12 protein-coding genes are annotated in these 22656 nt (G+C 53.1%); 10 read left to right on the plus strand and 2 right to left on the minus strand.

The genetic code is table 11. The features are described from left to right. Positions 1-48: 48 nt before the first annotated feature. From B5E77_RS14380 to B5E77_RS14390, 3 genes are all read left to right on the plus strand, one after another. Positions 49-10875, plus strand: a complete 10827-nt coding sequence (locus tag B5E77_RS14380; RefSeq protein WP_143468646.1) for a SpaA isopeptide-forming pilin-related protein — start codon at positions 49-51, stop codon at positions 10873-10875. Between the two features lie 168 nt (positions 10876-11043). After that, positions 11044-11415 (plus strand): BlaI/MecI/CopY family transcriptional regulator, encoded by a 372-nt coding sequence (locus B5E77_RS14385; protein ID WP_087166051.1) that lies wholly within the window; start codon positions 11044-11046, stop codon positions 11413-11415. Next, positions 11408-13129, plus strand: a complete 1722-nt coding sequence (locus tag B5E77_RS14390; protein WP_162609713.1) for a M56 family metallopeptidase — start codon at positions 11408-11410, stop codon at positions 13127-13129. Before B5E77_RS14385 ends, B5E77_RS14390 begins: the two co-directional genes overlap by 8 nt. Before the next feature lie 73 nt (positions 13130-13202). Here the strand turns inward: B5E77_RS14390 and asnA are convergent, their stop codons facing one another. Next, positions 13203-14213: an aspartate--ammonia ligase gene (gene asnA / locus B5E77_RS14395; RefSeq protein ID WP_087166053.1), complete on the minus strand. Its 1011-nt coding sequence runs from the start codon at positions 14211-14213 to the stop codon at positions 13203-13205. A gap of 681 nt (positions 14214-14894) precedes the next feature. Here asnA and aspS point away from each other — a divergent pair. From aspS to B5E77_RS14420, 5 genes are all read left to right on the plus strand, one after another. Then, positions 14895-16226, plus strand: a complete 1332-nt coding sequence (gene aspS / locus B5E77_RS14400) for an aspartate--tRNA(Asn) ligase (protein WP_087166080.1) — start codon at positions 14895-14897, stop codon at positions 16224-16226. A 143-nt stretch (positions 16227-16369) separates the two neighbouring features. Continuing rightward, a complete protein-coding gene (gene gatC, locus B5E77_RS14405) occupies positions 16370-16663 on the plus strand; it encodes an Asp-tRNA(Asn)/Glu-tRNA(Gln) amidotransferase subunit GatC (RefSeq protein WP_087166054.1) in 294 nt (97 codons plus the stop codon). A gap of 16 nt (positions 16664-16679) precedes the next feature. Continuing rightward, positions 16680-18185 (plus strand): Asp-tRNA(Asn)/Glu-tRNA(Gln) amidotransferase subunit GatA, encoded by a 1506-nt coding sequence (gatA, locus tag B5E77_RS14410; protein WP_087166055.1) that lies wholly within the window; start codon positions 16680-16682, stop codon positions 18183-18185. Then, complete coding sequence (gene gatB, locus B5E77_RS14415) at positions 18182-19612, plus strand: Asp-tRNA(Asn)/Glu-tRNA(Gln) amidotransferase subunit GatB (RefSeq protein WP_087166056.1); 1431 nt, start codon at positions 18182-18184, stop codon at positions 19610-19612. Before gatA ends, gatB begins: the two co-directional genes overlap by 4 nt. Before the next feature lie 80 nt (positions 19613-19692). Then, a complete protein-coding gene (locus B5E77_RS14420; RefSeq protein ID WP_087166057.1) occupies positions 19693-19890 on the plus strand; it encodes a hypothetical protein in 198 nt (65 codons plus the stop codon). A gap of 311 nt (positions 19891-20201) precedes the next feature. Here B5E77_RS14420 and B5E77_RS14425 read toward each other — a convergent pair whose 3' ends face one another. Then, positions 20202-20402 (minus strand): cold-shock protein, encoded by a 201-nt coding sequence (locus tag B5E77_RS14425; protein ID WP_087166058.1) that lies wholly within the window; start codon positions 20400-20402, stop codon positions 20202-20204. A gap of 197 nt (positions 20403-20599) precedes the next feature. Between B5E77_RS14425 and B5E77_RS14430 the strand changes: the two genes are divergently transcribed. Beyond that, entirely contained in the window at positions 20600-21631 is a 1032-nt protein-coding gene (locus tag B5E77_RS14430; protein ID WP_087166059.1) for a M23 family metallopeptidase, read from the plus strand. Continuing rightward, the gene (locus B5E77_RS14435; protein ID WP_242963755.1) at positions 21601-22608 is read left to right on the plus strand and encodes an amidohydrolase family protein; all 1008 of its coding nucleotides are present in this window, start codon (positions 21601-21603) and stop codon (positions 22606-22608) included. The genes B5E77_RS14430 and B5E77_RS14435 overlap by 31 nt, the downstream gene beginning before the upstream one ends. Positions 22609-22656: the final 48 nt, after the last annotated feature.

Genomic DNA, 22656 nt, shown 5'->3' on the forward strand with positions numbered 1-22656 from the left:
GAGATGGAAAAAGGGGGCGGATATGGAGCCTCCTGGAAAGGAATGCCTATGAAAAAAAGGAAAAAATGCAGGGCGCGTCTTCTGGCTGCGCTCCTTGCGTTTACACTTGCAGCGCCGCATTTTGGGACAGCTCCGGCGTATGCATGGAACGCGCTGCCGGCGGCTGAAATGGAAGCGGCAGATGGAAAGACTGAAATGGCGGACGGCACGGAGGAGCCGGCGGATATGACGGCGGAAGAGTCCGCAGAAGAAAAAGAACCGGCGGAGGAGAAAAAGGCGGAGAATCCCAACCTGAAAGAGCCAGGAGAGGAGATGGAAGGAGAGAGCTCCGAAGAAGGAAAGGAAACGGAAGGAGAGAACTCCGAAGAAGGAGAGGAAACGGAAGGAGAAAACTCCGGCCAAGGAGAGGAGACGACTGGAAAGAGCTCTGGCGAGGGAGAGGAAACGGAAGAAAATCCTGGAGAAGGCAGCTCCGGGGAGAATGGTTCCGGGGAAGACGGTTCCCAGGAGCCACCGACGGAAGAAATTTCAGTCATTGGCGAAGGAGAATTTATCCGTTTTGGATTTGACAAGGAAGCGTATCTGCCGGGAGATACCGTATCGGTGGTTCTGACTCCTGATGCAGGCTATGATCTGAAGCTGGAAAGTATTCTTGTCACGGACGGGGAGGAAACGGAGGTAGAATATCAGACTGCCGGGCCGGAAGAGGAGGGAGCAGTTACGCTGACATTTCTGGCGGCAGAGACAGATATGCTCGTGAGGGCGGAAGCGGATCCATGGCCCCGTTACCATGTAAATGTTACAGCGGAAAGCCTGGAGGAAGGCGGGCAGGCTTTTGAGTTTTCCGTAGAACCGGAGGATTTATATGAAGGAGCGGACGTCACAGTATCCGTGAATTATACGGGGTCCCAGATTTGGACTGCGACTGCGACGTATGGGGAGGAGAGTGCAGATCTGGATTTTACTGTCTCCGGTTCCTCCGTCACATTTGTGATGCCGGCGTCTGATGTGGAGGTAGTCCTGTCGGAACGGGAAGGCCAGAATCTGGGCGATGTGTCGGCTGAGGATGGCAGCATCACAGGAGACTGGCAGGGAAGCACATCATCTACCAAAAAGGAGTATGAGCCGGATGTGGAGCTTGCGAAATCGGCAAGGTGGACAGACATTGAGGATGGTTATGCAGAGCTTACGATTACGGAAAGGGATACATCGGATTATGCCAATATTCCGGTAGATTATATCATCATCCTTGACAGGACGCGTACGATGTCGCTGAACGGAAGCACCTGGGAGCAGGGCGGAGGAGAGGGCGTAATCAATGAAAATTCTCCCTGCATCAACCGGGAGCATTACTATTACAAGGGGGGAATCCGGCTCTGGCTTCTGGATTACTATACAGGCTATGACGCGTATTCCGGAGTCTGGTTTGATGACCTGCCCGGAGGCGCCAGCAGCTGGACGAAGCGGCATTACAGCTCGTCTGGCAGCAATATCAGCGTCAGCTATTCGAACGGCTGCCAGGACAGGCTTACCATGGCAAAAGCGGCGATTTATTCGCTGGTGGACCGGATAGCTGCAGACAATGCCGGCGTCCCCTCAGGCCGGATAAAATCCAGGGTCGCATTCTGGAGCTTTGCGGATGGCACCTATTTTGGAGGTCCTGATGCATATCGGGAGAGAGGCCTGTATAACTACACACCCTGGACAGAAAACTACGCCGCAGTGAAATCAGCGGTCAGCGGGGTTAAGACCTTTGCGGGGACCTACTATTATGAGTCCTTTGCAGAGGCCTATGATATGATTACGAAGAGAAATGCCGGAGACAGGGATCACGCAGGCGTCTATACAAAGGTTATTTTTATATCAGACGGTATCTGCGGGGATAAAGCAGATGACAATGGACATACCTGGGCGGAAGTCCGAAGTATGGCGAACCGGATCAAGGCGCTGCCGAATACGGAGCTCTTTACTATCGCAATCGGCATGCCTTCGGGATCGGAAGGCTCCAGATTTCTTGCGGAGCTGGCGACGCAGAACGCAGACGGGACCTACACGGCCAGCCTGTGGCAGAATCTTTCTTTCTCAGGAGAAGAAAATTCGGCCCTGGCACAGACCCTGTTCAGCATACACTCCAAGGCAGGTGAGATTCGGGCTGCAGATAAAGTCCTTACGGATCAGATAGAGACAAGGTACTGGGAGCCTGTGGAGGTGGTCAGCGCAGACGGAGGGGCGTCTGCAGCCAGCCTGGACAAAAATACAGGAAGGCTTACCTGGAGGATACCGGAGGGAGCCGGAAAGACCTACAGATGTACCATCCGCCTGAGGCTTAAGGATGCGTACCGGTATCTTCTCTCAGACACCTCGTACCCGACGAACCGGGACGCTGCAAATGCCGCGGAGGATCTCACGAAAGCGGGAGCGGTAATGAGCTACACGATAGAAGGCGGTATTTATAATCAGGAAGCCCGGAAAACCGGCGTGGTGACGCCTAGACTGAAATACGGCACGGTGGAGTTTACGGGAAAGAAAAACTGGACAGTCAGCGGCTCTCAGACGGACAGGGTGACTGTACGCCTGATGCGTACACTTCCGTCACAGTCTGCTGCTGCTCAGGTAAATAATGCGAACACCAACGCCGGCAGGGACTGGGCTTATGCGTTTTCTGTACGTTTGATGCCGGACGGCAGCACAAAGCCGCTGATTAAGTATGATGAAAATGGACGGACTGTGCAGTATGAGGTTACGGAAGCCGTACCGGAATTCTATACAAAGCTGGATAATGTGATTACCGCCGGGGCGCCCGGTGAAAACGGAGGCAGTGTGACGGACAGCCAGCTGTACAATGAGCCCTTTAAGGTAAAGGCACAGCTGAAGAAGGTCGACGAAGAAACTGGAAATCCTTTGAGCGGAGCTGTTTTTTCTGTCTATGCCTGGAGTGCGCGTGCAGGGAGGTATCTGCCCTACCGAGGTACAACGGACCCGTCTTCGGAGCCCTATGAGACGGGAGCGATGACCGGAGCTTCCGAAGGAATGGTGCTGGCGGAGACAGAAAAGGGAAGCTATATTACGCCGTCCTGGCTCTATTATGCACAGGACAATCAGGGGAAATTCCGGATTATTGAGACTTCAGCGCCGGAAGGCTATTTCGGAGACTGGAAGGATCCGGCCTCTGTCACAGAGGCGTCTTCGGATGCGGACAAGAACGTCTATGACCTTGTGATATCGCCGGATGAGGCGCAGAACCGCTCTACGATTACCATTTCCAATCATCCGGAGGGAACCTTTGGGGATCAGAGGGTTCTCGGAAAGCTGGCCTTCACAAAAAATGATCTGGAGGCCCGGGATACGCTGCCTCAGGGCGATGCGGCACTTGTGGAAGCGGAATATAAGCTTTATGCGGCTGAGGATATTGTCCATCAGGATCAGAGCGGCACCGTTCTGTACAGAAAGGGCGATGAAATCAGAGTAAGCTATGTGGGAGCGGAAAACGGTGTGCGTACGTACCGGTATGACGCCGATGGAACTGCAAGGCTGAAAATTGGTTCCGGATATACCGTTGTGATAGAGGATCTGGAGCTTGGCAGCTATTATTTACGGGAAGAGGCGGCAAGTGAAGGATATCTGATCGATCCGGAAGAATATTTCTTTGAACTGGCCTGGCAGGGGGAAAGGATCCCGGTAGTTGAAATTTCGGACTATCCGGTTTATGAGCAGGTAAAGAAGCAGGCCCTGTCCTTCTACAAAATGACAGGCACGGATAATTCTGATCGGCTGGATCCCATGGAGGGAGCGAAGTTTTCTGTTTATCTCGTGTCAGATCTGGCAGAAGGAAGGTATGTGGAGGTATCAGATGAAGAGCTGCCGCAGGCGGTCATCGACGATTTCCGCGATCCGGCTGCACTGGATTATTCTGCGTTCCGGAAGACCTCGCCGGCTGTCGTTTATGAGGAGGCGGACAGTGAGGACGTGACAGAAGGAAGGCTTGTCAAGACTGTCTCCTACAGTGATGGAACCAGGCATGAGATTGCGGATGTTACAGGCAATGAGAACGCCTACTTTGTGGCAGAGCTTGAGAGTGACGACAGAGGAATTGTAAAGGTGCCTGCCCTGCCCTATGGGCGTTATCTGGTAATTGAGACGACTACGCCGGAGAATACGACGGCCACCCGTCCCTTTGTAATCAACGTGCGTGCAGACGACGAGGACGGCCTCGTGGACGGCGACGGGAAGGGGGAAGGGCTTGAGGATCTGGTGCTCCTTATGGATCGTCCGGTGATGGCGCTGGTACGGATCGAAAAGGCGGACAGCCAGAGCAGAAGGCCGGTGTTGAAAGAAGGTGCCTCTTATGTGATTCGTGATGTGGACGGCGCATGGTTCGAGTATTATACCCGGGAAATGACGACGGCTCAGAAGAATGCCTACAGAGAGCAGTATGGAGATCTGGTTGTCCAGTACAGCCAGGGAACGTATCTGGGAACGGAGGAGAATCCTTATACAACGAAGCTGATTGCGTCTGAGGAGGATGAGACGGCAAACGTGTATATAGAGACGCCCCAAGAACTTCCGGCAGGAACCTACGAGCTCCAGGAGCTTTCCGCGCCGGAGGGCTATGTGCTGCAGGGACATGAAGGCGTGATTGCGAAGGATGCTTCCATCCCGGCAGGCAATCAGACTTATTATGAAACGGAAGAGGATGGAGCCTGGGAAGCGGCGCCCCAGGGGGCAACGCGTTTCCTGGTATCTTCATCAGAAGCTGTCTATGACAGCAGCATTGGCGCCTACATTGTGACAGCCAGACAGCAGAATGATCCCGCCATCGGCAAGATCTCTATTTATGCAGAGGGGGAAAGGCTGGTGTCCGCAAAGCAGGAGGGAAGTACGATTCTGACGCGCCTGGGAGACGCCCTGGACCAGTTCTTTGGTTATGTGAAGGGGCTGATTGGACTGGACGTGCCGGATGATGACGGAATGACCGAGGCGGAGCTGAGCGAATACCGGGATTATGTATTTACTTACGAAATGCGGCCTATCGAGGGCGCTCAGTTTGAAATCCGGGCCGCGGAGGATATCTGGAGCCCTGAGGGCGGAGCAAATGCCGGGCTGCTGTACGAGAAGGAGGAGCTGGTCATGACGCTGACCACGGATCTGGACGGCCAGGCCTGGACAGGACAGGAGGACTGGGAAGGCACGGATATCGCAAAGGGGCTGCCTCTTGGAGCCTATACGGTGACACAGATAAAAGCGGGGGAAGGCTTTGCGCTGTCAGAAGAGAATGCTGTGCCGCGCGAGATCGAGATTTCCTATGCAGGCCAGGAGGTTCCGGTGATTTACCGGGATACAGCCTATATGAATCCGAGGCAGAAGGTCGAAATTGCGGTAGCCAAGCAGGATCAGGAGACGGGAACAGCGCTTGCCGGAGCGGTGTTTGGCCTGTATGCAGCGGAGGATCTTCAGAATGATAAGGGAAAGACAGTTGTGAAGGCCGGAACGCTGATTGCGTCGGCGGAGACGGTTGTGGGTTCGGACGGACAGGTGAGAAACGCGGTCTTTGCGCCAGATCTGCCTCTTGGCCAATATTATGTGAAGGAGCTGAAGGCACCGTTCGGCTATGCGTCAGACAGTACAAAAATCCATGTGGATGCTTCCTACCGGGAGGACCAGAGAGAAAGGATTTCTCTGACCGGAACGGTACGGAACGCGCCCGTCCGGGTACAGGTCAATCTGATGGACTATTACACGGAAGAGGAGCTGGATGGCGCACAGATGACAGTTCTGGATTCGGACGGCAATGCGTTTACGACGTTTTTGACGGTTCATGAGGGCAATCCGGTCATCCGGGGGCTGGAAATCGGGAAAACCTATACGCTTAAAGAATTGGTGAGCCCGGAAGGGTATCACTATAAGCTGTATATCCGGGAGGATTATGAGACATCCGGAGAAGGTACGGAGCTTGAAAAAAGCTATGCGGATGAAAGCGGTGCTGTGACCGATTCCATAAGGTTTACGGTTCTCGATCAGGAAGAGCTGCAGGTGGTCAGTGTGTTCAACAGGCCGCTTCTCGGAGAGCTCACGATTGAAAAGACAGGGGAAGAGGCTGTGGGTACGGTAACTACGGAGGATGAAAGAGGAAATATTCTGGAGACACCGGTCTATGAGCTTCGGGGACTGCCGGGTGCGGAGTATGTGCTGCGGGCAAAGGAGGACATCGAGTATCCGGACGGCTATACAGGACTTCTCTTTGAAAAGGGAGCTGTGGTCCTGGATGAATACGCGGAGCTGGATGGAGACGGTGGTAAGGAACAGCTTTGGCAGAATTACAAGCTGGAAATTGTGGATGGCATCGGCGGGCTTGCGGACGTCAGAGCATATCTTGGCATAAAGCATGCTGCAGACGCGTCTAAAGAAGAAATAGAGGCCTTTTATGCAGAGCATGGCGCCAATGTGGAACGGCAGATCCCATCTGCGGAGGAGATCGCGGATAATGATACTCGCTTTGGCGGAACTCCAGTCAGCTATGTGCTGCGTACTGACGGGGACGGCCTGGTGAAGCTGACCGGACTTCCTCCGGGAGAATACGAGGTCATCGAGGTAAAGGCGCCGGCAGGCTACTACCGCGATAAGACAGAATGCATCCGGTCAGTCAGAATAGAGGCTTCCGAAGATATGACCGGACGGCCGGAAGAAATCATTGCAGTTGGGGTGAATTATGAAAATGCAAAGCAGGAAATTGAGACTCCGCCGAGAGTGCCTGAAAAGCCAAAGCCGCAGGAGCTTGTCTATCATCCGGCAGTGGCGGTTGCAAAGCATGCGGATCAGGAGATTTGCGACCCGGGGGAGACGGTAACCTATCACATTTCTGTGGCCAATACGGGTGATGTGGATCTTGAAAATGTGCGGGTAAGCGACAGCCTGGCAGGCGGCCAGATAAAAGTGATCGATGCTCTGGCTGTTGGAGAGGTCTGCAGCTTTGAGTATCCATATACGGTTCTTGACAATGCGCAGGCAGGAAGCCGGATCGACAATACCGTGCATGCGATTGGAACGCCTGTCATTCCGGATCCGGGAACGGATGAATACGGACAGCCGATTATCGTAGATCCCTCTTCTTATATAGAGCCAGAGGATTCTGATCTGGAAAAAATCTTTGTGCGCGGCGCTGACATTCTGATCAGGAAAACTGCGGATCAGAGGATGTATGCGCCTGGTGACACCGCCTGTTATACGGTCGAGGTAATAAATCCGAATGCGTATGAGCTGAAAAATATACTTGTAGAGGATTCGCTGGATGGCAGGTTTGTGCTGACTGCGGCACAGGCAGAGGGAGACGGCGTTGTATTAAACAGCGATGGAACAGTGAGCATCCACGCCCTTCCGGGAGGAGGCAGAGTCTGCCTGCGGTATGAGTATCAGATTCCGGAGGAATACAGGAACGGACAGATCGAAAATCTTGTGACCGTGACAGGGGAGAGCAGCGATCCGGAGCATAAAAATCCAGGCATCCGTATCGTCAAAAGGGCCGGGAAATATGTGTACAAGCCGGGAGAGACCGTGAATTATACGCTGACAGTTACCAATACGGGCGATGTGGATCTGGAGAATGTAACCGTGGAGGACAGTCTGGTCGGGGGCGAGTGGGCAGACAGCCCCAGAATAGGCAGTCTGGCGGCAGGAGACAGCGTAGAGCTTGTCTATCGGTACACGATTCCGAAGAATGCTGCAGCAGGAGAGAAGATTCACAATGTAGCGGTGGTGACAGGGACGACAGTTCCGGATCCCGAGTCCCCGGGAGGCTCGGAAGACCCGGAGGAGCCTGCGCCCCCGGAAGATGTGAAGGCGATGGACGATGAAGAGGTGACTGTGGAAAATGACAGTGCTCCGGCCATTGATCTTGAGAAGTCTGTGGATAAGAAGGTGCTGAAGCCGGGCGAGACAGCGGTTTATACTCTGACAGTCACAAATACCGGAAATGTGGCTCTTAAAGGTGTGGTTATCACGGACAGCAGAGTGGAGCTCGGCGAAAAAGGGGTCATAGGAGAGCTGGAGTCTGGAGAGAGCAGAACCATTTCCTATCCCTTTGCAATTCCGGAGGAAACACCGAACGGGACGCTGCTGTCGAACACAGCGGCTGTGGAAGGAACGGAAAAGCTGCCGGATGGCAGTACAGACGAACCGCGGATTGTAGAGGATACAGATCAAGAAGAGATCAGGGTAGAGACCGCTCATTCTGTAGAAAATGAGGACAATGAGATTATTGTCGTACAGAATCCGAAGATCAGCATTGTCAAGAAAGCGGATAAGCAGGTGTACAGACCCGGTGAGACGGCACATTATCGGCTTACGGTTACGAATATTGGCGACTGCAGGCTCGTAGATGTGCTTGTAGAGGAACAGCTCTTGAAAGAAGGATTCTTTACGGAAAGTACAAAGGGAGCCTTTGAAGGGACTGAAGCGGCGATAGGAGAGCTGGCTGTGGGCGAAAGCGCTGTATTAGATTTTGAGTATCAGGTTCCGGTGGATGCAGCGGGCAGCAGTGCCATTTTCAACATTGCAGCTGTCAGAGGAATTTCGGAACCGGTGCCCGATCCGATGATGCCGGAGCTCCCGGATGGAACCCCGAACTATCTTCCGGATAAGACAGTGACAGACAGTGATGATGAAATAATCTATGTGGAAACAGTACCGGCAGGTATGGCGGTCACCAAATACAGTGTGGATGAGGGCGTGCGGACAGAGCAGCCAGGCGCAGCCTTTACACTCTATGCGGCAGAGGATGTGAGAAATCTGCATGGTACGCTGATTTACCCGGCAGGCCGGGAGATAGAAACGGCTGTTTCCGGTGATGACGGTGCCGCGCATTTTACGGCGGATGTGCCGACAGGCGTGTACCGGGTTGTGGAAACGAAGGCTCCGGCAGGCCATTACAGCAGCAGAAAGGAGATTGTTTTTGAAGTAAATAAGGCGGAGCACAATGACAATGTTCACTATCTTTCCTTCTGTGATTTCATTGAGAATGCCGTCACCTCGCTCAATATCAGATTGATAGACGACATGACAGGGAACGAGCTGGCAGGAGCTTCTCTTCGGGTGGAGGATCCGGAAGGAAATCCGGTGAAGGCCTGGATTACAAAGGTAAGCGGCGGATATACCATTAAGGGGCTGGAGCCTGATACTCTTTATACGGTGACAGAGACCATGCCAAGAGACGGTTATCTCGTAAGCTTCACAGGAGCCGCCATGTCTTCTGTGAACGGAACCATTACAGAGCCGCACGGTTCCCGGGTGAGCTTTATGCTGGAAGACGTAACCACAGGAGTGACAGATACGGGAAAGCTGGATAAGACTACAATCCCGGAAACCGCGGAAATTATTCTGGAAAATCCTTTTGTGACCGGAGAGGTCAGAGTGAACAAGGACGGAGAAATGCTGGAAAGCTGGACGCTTCTTCAAAAGGCTGCAGCGTTTGTAAAATCGCTTTTCCATTATGACAGGCAGCCTCTGGAGGGTGTGGAATTTACCGTCTATGCGGCAGAGGATATTTTTCATCCGGATGGAATTACGGGGCTGGTATTCCGGAAGGGAGACGTGGCAGCTTCCGGTGTACGGAATATTCAGAAAGCGGCATCCGGCAGGACAGACAGCCTGGGGGTAGTGAGCTTTGAGGGCATGCATCTGGGCAGCTATGAGATAGTGGAAACAGCTGCGGCAGAGGGCTTTGCCCGGGATACCGGAGCCCGCGCGTTTACTTTGGCTTATGTGGACGGATATACCGATCCGGTGCCGGCAGCCGAAGGAATTCTGGCATGGACCAATCCGCGCCAGAGAGTTCAGGTGGAGGTTTTAAAGACAGACCTGGAGTCCGGAGAGCCGCTTGCGGGAGCAGTCATTGGCCTGTATGCGGACGAAGCAGTGAGAAATGCGAAAGGGGCGGTCATAGCGGCGCAGGGAACGCTTTTGGAAAGCAGTGAGACGGGAACGGATGGCCTTGCTGTGTTTGAATCCGACCTGCCGTTTGGCTTCCGCTATGCGGTCCGGGAGGTTTCTGCTCCGAACGGATATCTGGTATCAGAAGACAAGCAGACGTTCAGCTTTGACAAGGCAGACGGCGTGACAGGTATCACACAGGTAAGGCTGTCGATCGCAGACCAGCCGAATGATGTGAGAATCGAAGTCGATAAAGCTGCACCAGAACAGATAAAGGGACAGGGAAAATTCCTCTATACGGTGGAAAAGATCCGCAATACGGGTAACTGCAGTGTGGATAACTTTACTCTGACGGATACGCTTCCGTCCCAGGTGGAGCTGACAGAATTATGGACGGGAACCTTCCAGGGGCTGAAGGACGCAGACAGCTACAGCATCTGGTATCAGACAAACCGGAACGGGGCCTACCGTCTGTGGAAGGATAAGCTTCCGGCAGATGTGAACAGCTGCCTGACGAAGGAAGGATTGAATCTGACCGAAGGCGAGAAAATTACGGCATTTCAGTACCGGTTTGGAACAGTAGAGCCGGGATTTACGGAGGCAGAAAAGCCCGTCTATCATGTACAGGCAGGCAGCGGCCTGGCTGATGGGGAGAAGCTTGTGAACCATATCGAGCTTACGGCAGATAAGCTGGGCATCACATATACTGCGGAGGATGAGACACTTACTTGTGCAGTAAAACCGGAGAATCCGGTGTCCGGGTCAGGAGGAGGCAGCCCGGCCAGGGTAACGGATGTGCCTACGGGAGATAATACTTCTGCAGCGCTGCATCTGTGCCTGGCCTGTACGGCAGCGGCAGCGCTGGTTCTGGTTTGGAGCCTGCATGGGAAAAGCAGAAAATTGCAGAAAACCACAGAGAAAGCCCATGGAAGGAAAGGGGAACAGAAGCCTTGAAGATATGAACAGAAGGTACGTTCCTGAAAATTTGTTCCATTTTGCTTGACAGTGCAGTCTAATGCTGTTAGACTAAAATTGTCTAAAGGCATTAGACTGCAATCAAAATCAGATTCATTGATATGTACGAAAGAATCCGTAAGACAGGGACTGTAAAGGAGAGCTGGTATGGAAGCCTATAAGCTTGGAGAGATGGAGCAGAAATTTGCAGACTTGATATGGGAGAAGGAGCCGATCGCTTCCGGTGAGCTTGCGAAGCTCTGCAAGGAGGCCTTTGGCTGGAAGCGTACGACGATGTATACCATGCTGAAACGCCTCTGCCTGCGGGGAATTTTCAAAAATGAGGACGGCGTTGTGTGTGCTTTGATGACCAGGGAGGAGTTTCTGGCGGCCCAGGGCGAACAGTTTCTGGAGGAGCATTTTGACGGATCGCTGCCGAGATTTCTGACAGCCTTCTCCAGGCGGAAGCGGCTGAGCGGCAGAGAGATTGCGGAGCTGAAAAAGCTCATTGAGGAGTATGAGGAGGGGGAAGATGGCTGAACAAATGCTGGAGAAAGCCCTGATTGAGGTACTGAATATGAGTCTGACGGCCAGCGTGGTGATTCTGGCGGTGTTTGTGCTCCGGCTTTTCCTGAAAAAAGCTCCGAGAATTTTTTCCTATGCGCTTTGGGCTGTGGTGCTGTTCCGGCTGCTTTGCCCGGTATCCTTTCCTGCCCCGCTTTCCCTTCTGGGTGTTCTTCAAAACAGAGCGGAAGACGGGGGACGCATGGAGTATATTTCAGAAGATATCGGTTACCAGCTGGAGCCGCAGGTGGAGCTTCCGGTTCCAGGCGTGAGCGGGCCGGTGAACCAGATTCTTCCGGAAGCAAATCCTCATGGGTCGGTGAATCCCATGCAGATCCTTTTGTGGACTGCAGGCTGCATCTGGCTTCTGGGGGCCGCTGTATTGCTGATATACAGTCTGGCTTCGCTTTTCCGCCTGAAGCGGAAGCTGAAAGGCGCAGTGCGGGAGGAGGAGGGAATTTACAGGCTTTCAGGCACAGGGACGGCCTTTGTTTTGGGGCTTCTCCGTCCACGGATTTATCTGCCGGAGGGGCTGGAAGCCCGGGAAAGGCGCTATATACTCCTGCATGAAAGGATCCATATACGGAGGGGAGACCCGGTTTTCAGGGCCTTGTCCTGGCTGGCTCTTGTAATTCACTGGTTTAATCCCCTTGTCTGGGCGGCCTTCCACTTCAGCGGGCGTGATATGGAGATGTCCTGCGATGAGGCGGTGCTGAAAAAGCTGGGAAACGGCGTAAAAAAGGAATACTCGGCCTCGCTCCTTTCTCTGGCTTCCGGGCACAGCCGGTTTCAGGGACTGCCGCTGGCTTTTGGAGAGAGCGATACGAAAAAGCGGATCCGCAATGTGCTGCGCTACCGGAGGCCCAGGCGGATCCTGACGGCAGGAATCGCAGCAGTCTGTATCCTGGCAGCAGTCTGGCTGCTGGCGAACCCCTCCGGTACAAGCTCTGAGAATCCAGATTTGTATGATGGAGCTGCGATGGATACGGAAACCGCAGGAGAGACCGAGCAGCCGAATGCGCTGGAGACATACGGAATACGGTATCAGCCACCATCGGCAGACACGTTTTATGCGGATATGCAGCAGGTTACAGGATTGGACGCACAGCAGCTTCTGGATACCTATTATACGCTGGACGGTGCGGAGCAGTGGGATGTCAGCGATGCAGCCGGTATGGAGGAGGTCCAGGTATATACCGGAAATATTGGAGACGGGGACAGCGGCCTTGTGTTTTTCCGGGATGCGGACGGACAGCTTCTTGCTGCCGAAAGCGCGCATATCTCAAGAGCGGGCTGGAATAACATTTATCTTGGAGAAATGGATGGGACAGGATATATTCTGACCGTCCACATTGAAAACAGATATGATTACGGCTGTTATGATTATCAGGTATTCCGGCTGAGCAGCTCCGGAGAGATTCTGCAGCTTGCAGGAAGCAGCTTTGAGTGGAACAGTAATGGCACTGTACTTTATCAGGATGAATATTTTCGTGAATGGGCAGATACGCTGAATTCTTACCTGACGGACAGCCATCTGGTTCTGAGTACTCAGGAAGGGGTGCTGCGTACACAGCGGATATCAGAGGCGGAGCAGTACAGCTATGAGGCGCTGCGCCCTTATGATGAGGAAGGGGTGCTCCGGGAGCTTCCGCCGGAATATTACGATTATTACTATTCTGGAGGAGAATGACAAAAAAAGCGGGAACATATCGAACGATGATATGCTCCCGCTTTTGCGGTTTCCCAAATAGAAATGACATGCTTTAGAGAAGGTTGATTCCGTATCTGGCAGCCTTTTCCCGCACCTCGTCAGGCCAGATGGATACCTGAACCTCTCCGATATGCGCTTTTCTGAGGTAGAACATGCAGATACGGGACTGACCGATGCCGCCTCCTACGGTGTAGGGGAGCTTCTTTTCCAGAATCGCTTTCTGGAATGGAAGAGAGGCTCTTTCTTCACAGCCTGCCAGCTTTAACTGCCGGGCCAGGGCCTCCTCGTCTACGCGGATTCCCATGGAGGAAAGCTCCAGCGCATGACCGAGAACCGGATACCAGACGATGATGTCGCCGTTTAAGTGCCAGTCGTCGTAATCCGGAGCACGCCCGTCGTGGGGCTTGCCGTCCGCCAGCTTGTCGCCGATTTCCATCAGGAAGACGGCGCCCTTTTCCTGGGCGATCAGATCCTCACGTTCTTTGGCGGTTTTATCCGGATACCGGTCTGCCAGCTCCTGGGTGGTGATGAAGAAGATATCCTTCGGAAGAATCTCTTCAATGTAGTCATACTGGATCGACATGTATTTTTCTGTCTTCTTCAGGGCCTTGTAAACCTTGCGGACGGTGTCCTTCAGATATTCGACGTTCCGATCCTCTTTAAGAAGAATCTTTTCCCAGTCCCACTGATCTACGTAAATGGAGTGAATATTGTCGGTATCCTCGTCCCGGCGGATAGCGCTCATGTCTGTGTAAAGGCCCTCCCCGATATGAAAGCCATACTGCTTCAGGGCGTAGCGTTTCCATTTCGCCAGAGAGTGCACGATTTCAGCCGGGCGCTCGTTCTGCTCCTTGATTCCGAAGGTAACGGGGCGCTCTACGCCGTTCAGGTTGTCGTTGAGACCCGATTCAGGGGTGACAAAAAGCGGCGCGGAGACCCGAAGCAGATAAAGCTGCTCTGCCAGCGTCTTTTGAAAAAAGTCCTTGACCGTCTTGATGGCGACCTGTGTGTCATAGAGGCTCAGCTCAGATTTGTAATCGGGCGGTATGTACAGATGTTCCATAAAATCTACTCCTGTTCTTTATTTTAGCGGGCAGTGAGCCAAGAGGCGCGGCCCAGACCTTTCTGTCGGTCTTGTGCTTAAACGTCCATTTGGCGACACCTGTCTCTGCGCGAAAAATTTTTCGGCGTATCAGGCCGGATGGCAAAAGATTTCCTGAATGCATTTTGGACATTTGAAAAAGCCTTGCAATCAAAATAAATCTATGCTAATATTTCACGCATATAAAGGAATTATACTATAAGTAAATGCAAAGAACAAGACTCGGATCTTCAGAGGCCGACAGGAATAGGACGTCACCGACTGAGAGCGTCCTTTGGAAGAGGAGATTAGCCGCAGGCTGGACAGCATCAGAAAAAGCTGGCGAAAGCAATGCGGCGGGCGGGAACACTTGGGAGCAGATCGGCTGAACAGCCATGGAAGCCAGAGGGCGGAAGTGTGAGTAGGCCGGTACGGCAGCCTCCGTTACGGGCAAGAGTGGGAGAGTGAGCCGATATCCGTACAGAAGGGGCTTCAGATATGAAGCTGCAAAGACAGATAAAAGCGGACGCTTTCCAATGCGGGTGGTACCGCGGGATTTTTATTAATGATGAGATAAGAACCCCGTCCCGGAATAAGATATTCCGGGACGGGGTCTTTTGCTGTACAAAGGCTTTGCCCGGAAACAGAAAGGAGCCAAAGCAGATGGAATTTATGACAGGAATCAGAAAAAAGGATACGACAGATCTGAAAGATCTTACCAGATCCGCCGCAGAAGGAGCAGCTGTAAAGACGGAGGGAACCATTCATACGATCCGTGATATGGGAGAAGTGGCCTTCGTAATCCTCCGGCGGAGAGATGGACTTCTGCAGTGCGTATACGAAGAAGGGACGTCAGGTTTTGAACTGAAGCTGCTGAAGGAAGGAGACTGTGTGGAAGTACAGGGAACCGTGCGAAGGGAAGAGAGAGCGCCCCACGGCGTTGAGCTTCGCTTGAGCAGTGTAAAGGTACTTTCTGAGCCGGCCGCGCCGATGCCTCTGGCGATTTCCAAATGGAAAATGAACACTTCTCTGGAGGCGAAGCTGAACATGAGATCCATAGCGCTGCGCAATGTCCGGGAGAGAGCAAAATTCCGAATCCAGGAAGGAATCGTAAGAGGGTTCCGGGATTTCCTTTACAGTCAGGGATTTACGGAGATTCATACACCGAAGATCGGAGCGAAAGGGGCGGAAGGCGGCTCTAACCTTTTCCGGCTGGACTATTTTCATCATCCGGCAGTGCTGGCACAGAGCCCGCAGTTTTACAAGCAGATGATGGTAGGCGTCTTTGACAGGGTGTTTGAGACGGGGCCTGTGTTCCGGGCAGAAAAGCACAACACCAAGCGTCACTTGAACGAGTATACCAGCCTGGATTTTGAGATGGGCTTTATAGACAGCTTTGAGGACATCATGGCGATGGAAACGGGATTCCTGCAGTATATGCTGGCGCTGCTGGAGAGGGAGTATCAGACGGAATTGAAGATACTTGATATTACACTGCCGAAAGCAGACAGGATTCCTGCAGTTCGTTTTGACGAAGCAAAACGGCTCGCATCTGAAAAATACGGGCATAAGATTCGCAATCCCTATGATCTGGAGCCGGAGGAAGAGGTTTTGATCGGACGCTATTTCCAGGAGGAATACGGTTCTGATTTTGTGTTTGTGACGCACTACCCCTCAAAGAAGCGCCCCTTCTACGCCATGGACGATCCGGCAGATCCGAAGTTTACGCTGAGCTTTGACCTTTTGTACAAGGGACTGGAGATCACCACAGGCGGGCAGCGCATCCACGATTACCAGATGCTTCTCGACAAGATAGCAGCGCGCGGGATGACAGAGGAGGGCATGGAGCAGTATCTGGATACCTTCAAATATGGAATGCCTCCCCATGGAGGACTGGGCATCGGCCTGGAGCGTCTGACCATGAAGCTGACAGGTGAGGACAATGTACGGGAGACGACGCTGTTTCCGAGGGATTTAAGCAGGCTGGATCCCTAGCAAGGTGAATCGGCGGAGCCGAGAGAAGGGTCCCTGGGGACCAAGGTGAATCGGCGGAGCCGAGAGAGGGTCCCCTGGGGGACCGTTGGAAATGAGCAGTATAGAGTGAGTCCCCATATGACTGGAAAGGAGAGCACAGAGATATGGCAAACATCATTTCTGATGAAACAATAGAATATGTAGGAATTCTGGCAAAGCTGGAGCTGTCCGGAGAGGAAAAGGAAGCGGCGAAAAAGGACATGGGCCGGATGCTGGATTATATCGACAAGCTGAACGAGCTGGACACGGCAGGCGTGGAACCTATGACGCATATTTTCCCGGTAAGCAATGTGTTCCGGGAAGATGAGGTGGAAAACGGAGACGACCGGGAGCGGATGCTGGCAAATGCGCCGAAGGTCAAGGATGGCATGTACCAGGTGCCGAAGACAGTAGAGTAGACAAGGAGGCGGCAGTATGGAACTGATGGAATTGACAGCCGCGGAGCTGGGAAAAAAGATTCAGGCCAGGGAGGTTACGGCTGTGGAGGCGGCAGAAGCAGCCCTGAAGCAGATAAAGGAACGGGATAAGGAACTGAACTGCTTTGTCACTGTGGATGAAGAAGGGGCCCTGCGCCGGGCAGCCAGAGTTCAGGAGAAGATAGAAAAAGGTGAATTGACAGGCCCTCTTGCCGGGGTTCCGATTGCGGTGAAGGACAATATCTGTACGGAGGGGCTGCGGACGACCTGCGCATCAAAAATCCTTTATAACTTTGAACCGCCCTATTCAGCAGAGGCGGCGCTGAGGCTGGAAGCGGCAGGGATGGTCATGATTGGAAAGACCAATATGGACGAGTTTGCGATGGGAAGCACGACAGAAACGTCATACTTTGGCCCGACACGCAATCCCTGGAATACAGAGCATGTACCGGGCGGTTCCTCCGGCGGTTCCTGCGCGGCGGTGGCGGCTGGCGAATGTAGCTGCGCACTGGGATCTGATACAGGCGGCTCCATCCGCCAGCCCAGCTCCTTCTGCGGAGTGACTGGACTGAAGCCTACCTACGGTACGGTGTCCCGGTACGGATTGATAGCCTATGGCTCTTCACTTGATCAGATCGGACCGATTGCACGGGATGTGACAGACTGCGCGATGCTGTTGGAGATTATCGCTTCCCATGATAAAAAGGACAGCACATCAATTCAGAGGGAAAGCTATGATTTTACGTCAGCTCTTCAGAATAATGCAAAGGGCCTTCGCATCGGCATTCCCCGGGACTATTTTGGAGAAGGCCTTGATCCGGAGGTGGCTTCGGCCGTCCGGAAGGCAGCCAGTGTACTCAAAGAGCAGGGAGCCGTAGTAGAGGAGTTTGATCTGAGTCTCGTAGATTATGCGATTCCGGCCTACTATGTCATTGCCGCGGCAGAAGCCAGCTCGAACCTGGCCCGTTTTGACGGCGTGAAGTATGGTTACCGGGCGGAAGAATATGAGGGGCTTCACAATATGTATAAAAAAAGCCGCTCCGAAGGCTTTGGAGCAGAGGTAAAACGACGGATTATGCTGGGTTCCTTCGTATTGAGCTCCGGATATTATGACGCCTACTATCTGAAGGCGCTGCGCACGAAGGCACTGATCCGCCAGGCATTTGACCGTGCCTTTGAAAAATATGACGTGATTCTGGGGCCTGCGGCGCCGACGACGGCGCCGCGGCTGGGAGAATCCTTAAGTGATCCGCTGAAAATGTATCTGGGCGATATCTATACAATTTCGGCCAACCTGGCAGGACTGCCGGGTATCTGCCTGCCATGTGGGAAGGACAGGAAAGGCCTGCCAGTGGGTCTGCAGCTTCTGGGAGATTGCTTCCAGGAGAAAAAAATTCTTCAGGCGGCTTATGCCTATGAATGTGTCCGTGGAGAATTTACGCTTGCAGGCGGCGTCTGCAGTACACGGACAGAGACAGAAATGGAAAGGAGTGGAAGAGAATGAGCAGACAGTATGAGACCGTCATCGGTCTGGAGGTCCATGTAGAGCTGGCGACGAAGACCAAGATTTTCTGCTCCTGCAGCACAGAGTTCGGAGGAGCGCCAAACACCCATACCTGCCCGGTGTGCACCGGCATGCCCGGTTCCCTTCCGGTGCTGAACAAAAAAGTGGTAGAATATGCCATGGCGGTGGGGCTGGCGACCAACTGCCAGATCACCCGTCACTGCAAATTTGACCGGAAAAACTATTTTTATCCGGATAATCCCCAGAACTATCAGATTTCCCAGCTGTACGCGCCTATCTGCCGGAACGGCTATGTGGAGATTGAGACGGAGAGTGGAAGCAAAAAGATCGGCATTCATGAGATTCACATGGAAGAAGACGCCGGAAAGCTGATTCACGACGAATGGGAGGACTGCTCCCTGGTGGACTACAACCGAAGCGGGGTTCCGCTGATTGAGATTGTGTCCGAGCCGGATATGCGCAGCGCCGAGGAAGTTATCGCCTATCTTGACAAGCTGCGCCTGATTATCCAGTATCTCGGCGCCTCCGACTGCAAGCTGCAGGAGGGCTCTATGCGCGCGGATGTGAACCTGTCTGTCCGGGAGGTGGGAGCGAAGGAATTCGGTACCCGTACGGAGATGAAGAACCTGAACTCCTTTAAGGCCATCGGCCGTGCCATCGAGGGCGAGCGCGCCCGCCAGATTGAGCTTCTGGAGGAAGGAAAACAGGTGATTCAGGAGACCAGGCGCTGGGACGACAATAAGGAAGCTTCCCATGCCATGCGTTCCAAGGAGGATGCTCAGGATTACCGTTATTTCCCGGAACCGGACCTGGTTCCCGTGGATATCAGCGAGGAATGGATTGAGGAGGTGCGTTCCCGCCAGCCGGAGCTGCGCACGGAAAAGCTGGTCCGCTATAAAGAAGAGTTTGATATTCCGGAATACGACGCGAAGATTCTGACCAGCTCCAAGCAGATGGCCGATCTCTTTGAGGCAGCCACAGCCCTCTGCGGAAAGCCGAAGAAGGTGAGCAACTGGCTGATGGTGGAGACCATGCGCCTCTTAAAAGAGAACGGCCAGGAGCCGGAGGATCTGAAATTCTCCCCGGAGCATCTGGCAAAACTGGTGGAGCTGGCAGACGCCGGAACCATCAACAGCACGGTGGCCAAGGAAGTCTTCGAGCATATTTTCTATGATGACATTGACCCGGAGGCCTATGTGGAAGAGAAGGGGTTAAAGACTGTAAACGACGAAGGAGCCCTGCGTGAAACCATCGAGCGCGTGATCGCGGCAAATCCCCAGTCTGTGGCAGACTATAAGGGCGGCAAGGAAAAGGCCCTGGGCTTCCTGGTAGGCCAGACCATGAAGGAGATGAAAGGCAAGGCAAATCCGGGAATGGTAAATCAGATCTTGAAAGAACTGCTGTAGAATACAGAAATTCACAGACCTGTCCAGTCTTTTGGAATCAGAGAAATATTTTATGGCTTCTTATAATAGAACATGTTACAATGAAGCTGGAAAAATATTGGGGCTCTCAGATGGGAGGGATGGCAGTGAAAGAATGGCAGACACTTTTGGGTATGCTGGCTATTGCGGTGGCTGTTTTGATTGCTGGAATTCTGATTGCGCAGGCTGTCAGGGGTGCAGGTTTGAATATGTCTGGCAGCCTGAACAGTATGGGAGAGTTAATTCGTTCAGCAAATTAGAGGAAGCTCAGGAGACTTGGAAAAAACAGAATCATATGTGAGAAAGAGCGGCGGAAGCTTTTATCGATTCAGGCTTTCTGCTGACCATGTGTCCGGCTTTTCGCGGATGGATGTATGATTCAGGCGGACTTGGGAGTCCGTCCGGAAGCATACAGACGTCCGTGAAACGTCCGAACACAGGCAGCAGAAAACTGAATCCCCAAAAAGCTTCCGCCGCTCTTTCTCATAATCTGCTTTTCCCGTTGATGCTTTATTCCAGCCAGAAACACTGATGTCTGTATATAGAAAAAGGCACAAAATCTGTCGGCGGATTAAAGCTTTGTGACGTTTACGGCCTGCGGTCCCTTTTCGCCCTCTACGACCTCATATTCCACGGCCTGGCCCTCCTCGAGGGACTTGAAGCCGTCCATATGGATGCCGGAGTAGTGCACGAATACGTCATTTCCCTGCTCGTCGGAAATAAATCCGTAGCCCTTCTGGTTGTTGAACCACTTTACTGTACCCTTGCTCATTGCAATACCTCCGAAAAAATAAAATAAATAGTGAATCGCCGGCAAAAGCCGGCGTCAGCTGTGCCAGATAGCCTGTAATCCAGGGCCTTCTGACTGGCTATAGCGTATCACAAACAGGGTAGGCTGTCAATTGAAAATCGGGTCTGTTTTTCCTGCAAAACGCATAAGAATCAGTAAGAAAAATAATCTGGGAATTCATGATAAAATCCAAAATCTTGAGAAGGCTTGTCCTGCTGGAGCTGATGGCGGTCATGAGCCTTGCCGCAGTTTGCCTGAACGCGCAGAAGAGGCCATTTTCCCTTCTTCCTTCCCTGACAGATGAGGTGGAGGAGGATTATATCAAATGGGTAGATTTTGATGTGACGGCAGAAGCGCTTGCAAGGGCATATGAATATGACGTCAATACACATGACAGCCGGATTCATCTGAACTGGATCGAGCTGCTTGCCTATACGGCTGCCCACACCGGAGGCAGCTTTTCCAAGGAGGGCGAGGTAAACGGATACCTGGATGGCGCTGCAGAAGCCCTGCTTGAGGGAAAGAGTATGGAGGAGCTGGCTGGAGAGCTGAAATATTATGACTATTATCTGGAGGCCTATACAGCCGTATTGGGCGGCCTGGTGGGAGAATACCGGATTCAGAAGGCCGCCGGGGAGGGAGAGGATACTGTCTGGGAAAGCCGCTACGGGCTGAAGGCATTTCATCCGATTGCAAAAGGCTTTCCTTACAGTGAATATGATGATTTCGGCGTGTCCAGAAGCTATGGATACAAAAGACAGCATCTGGGACATGACCTGATGGGGCAGACCGGTACTCCCATTATCGCTGTGGAATCGGGAACTGTGGAGGCGCTGGGCTGGAACCAGTACGGGGGCTGGAGGATTGGCATCCGAAGCTTTGATCAGAAGCGCTATTACTACTATGCGCATCTGCGCAAGGGCTTTCCCTATGCGCTTGACCTGGAAGAGGGGAGCATGGTACAGGCCGGTGATGTGATTGGCTATATGGGGAGAACCGGATACAGCGCCACAGAGGATGTGAATAATATCGACGAGCCCCATCTGCATTTTGGAATTCAGCTGATTTTTGACGAATCCCAGAAGGAGGGAAACGGGGAAATCTGGATTGACTGTTATGAGCTTTTGCGTTTTCTTTACCGGAACCGGAGCGAGTGTGTGCGAAACGATGAGACGAAGGAATGGAGCCGGAAGTATCAGATGACAGATTGACTTTTGAAGAGCATTTGATTACACTGGGGATAGCAGCGGCGGGTGACAGGAGATATCCGGGCCTGGCATCCGGCGGGAGTATGATGCGAAGGAGCGGAGGAAGGATGTTTGGGGAATGTCATGCCCATATCATCATGGACGGAAAAAACTATAAAGCGGCGGTCAGCCTTCACAGGGACGGAGTAAAGGACGGACCGATCCGGGAGCATTTTGAAGCCTGGCAGCAGGCAGGAGTTACCTTTGTCAGGGACGGCGGAGACGCCCTTGGCGTCTCCGCCCGCGCCAGGGAGATAGCGCCGGAATACGGGATCGATTACCGTTCTCCGATTTTTGCGATTCACAAAAAGGGACATTACGGCGGTATTGTAGGACATGCCTTTCGGGACAGACAGGAGTACCGGGAGCTGGTGCAGAGAGCCAGAAGGGAAGGGGCGGACTTTATCAAGATCATGATCAGCGGCCTTATGGAATTTGACCGGTTTGGCGTGTTGAACGAGGAAGGCCTGTCCGCGGAGGAAATCCGCGAAATGATCGAATTTGCCCACGACAGAGGAATGAAGGTCATGGCCCACGGAAACGGGGACGGGCCTGCCCGGGCGGCTGTGGAGGCCGGTCTGGATACGCTGGAGCACGGGGATTATCTGGAACAGGACACGCTCGATATGCTGGCGGAAAGCCATACGATCTGGGTGCCGACCCTGGCCCCGACAGGGAATCTTCTGGGCTGCGGGCGCTATCCGGACGAACAGGTGGAGCAGATTCTGCGGCGCCAGATGAGGTGTGTCCGCTATGTCTTTGAAAAAGGCGGGCGCCTGGGGCTTGGCAGCGACGCAGGAGCCTATCTCGTGCCTCATGGACAGGGGCTGCTGGACGAATATGCCTGGATGAAGCAGGCCGTGGGGCCTGAAAACGTGCCGGAGCTGGACAGACGGCTGGAAGAGTCTGAAGAATGGATCAAAAAAGAGATGAAGCGCTGAATCAGGCTTCATCTCGTGATTTCCAGAATAAAAAGCTGGCGTTTTGAA

This window comes from Lachnoclostridium sp. An131 (assembly GCF_002160825.1).
Taxonomy (GTDB): Bacteria; Bacillota; Clostridia; order Lachnospirales; family Lachnospiraceae; genus Laedolimicola.

Excerpts from the sequence above, each read along its gene's own strand:
- asnA (WP_087166053.1), bottom strand. The coding sequence starts at position 14,213 with ATGGAACATCTGTACATACCGCCCGATTACAAATCTGAGCTGAGCCTC.
- gatC (WP_087166054.1), top strand. The coding sequence starts at position 16,370 with ATGGCAAACATCATTTCTGATGAAACAATAGAATATGTAGGAATTCTG.
- B5E77_RS14435 (WP_242963755.1), top strand. The coding sequence starts at position 21,601 with ATGGAGCCGGAAGTATCAGATGACAGATTGACTTTTGAAGAGCATTTG.
- B5E77_RS14425 (WP_087166058.1), bottom strand. The coding sequence starts at position 20,402 with ATGAGCAAGGGTACAGTAAAGTGGTTCAACAACCAGAAGGGCTACGGA.
- gatA (WP_087166055.1), top strand. The coding sequence starts at position 16,680 with ATGGAACTGATGGAATTGACAGCCGCGGAGCTGGGAAAAAAGATTCAG.
- gatB (WP_087166056.1), top strand. The coding sequence starts at position 18,182 with ATGAGCAGACAGTATGAGACCGTCATCGGTCTGGAGGTCCATGTAGAG.
- B5E77_RS14380 (WP_143468646.1), top strand. The coding sequence starts at position 49 with ATGAAAAAAAGGAAAAAATGCAGGGCGCGTCTTCTGGCTGCGCTCCTT.
- B5E77_RS14420 (WP_087166057.1), top strand. The coding sequence starts at position 19,693 with ATGAAGCTGGAAAAATATTGGGGCTCTCAGATGGGAGGGATGGCAGTG.
- B5E77_RS14385 (WP_087166051.1), top strand. The coding sequence starts at position 11,044 with ATGGAAGCCTATAAGCTTGGAGAGATGGAGCAGAAATTTGCAGACTTG.
- B5E77_RS14430 (WP_087166059.1), top strand. The coding sequence starts at position 20,600 with ATGATAAAATCCAAAATCTTGAGAAGGCTTGTCCTGCTGGAGCTGATG.
- B5E77_RS14390 (WP_162609713.1), top strand. The coding sequence starts at position 11,408 with ATGGCTGAACAAATGCTGGAGAAAGCCCTGATTGAGGTACTGAATATG.
- aspS (WP_087166080.1), top strand. The coding sequence starts at position 14,895 with ATGGAATTTATGACAGGAATCAGAAAAAAGGATACGACAGATCTGAAA.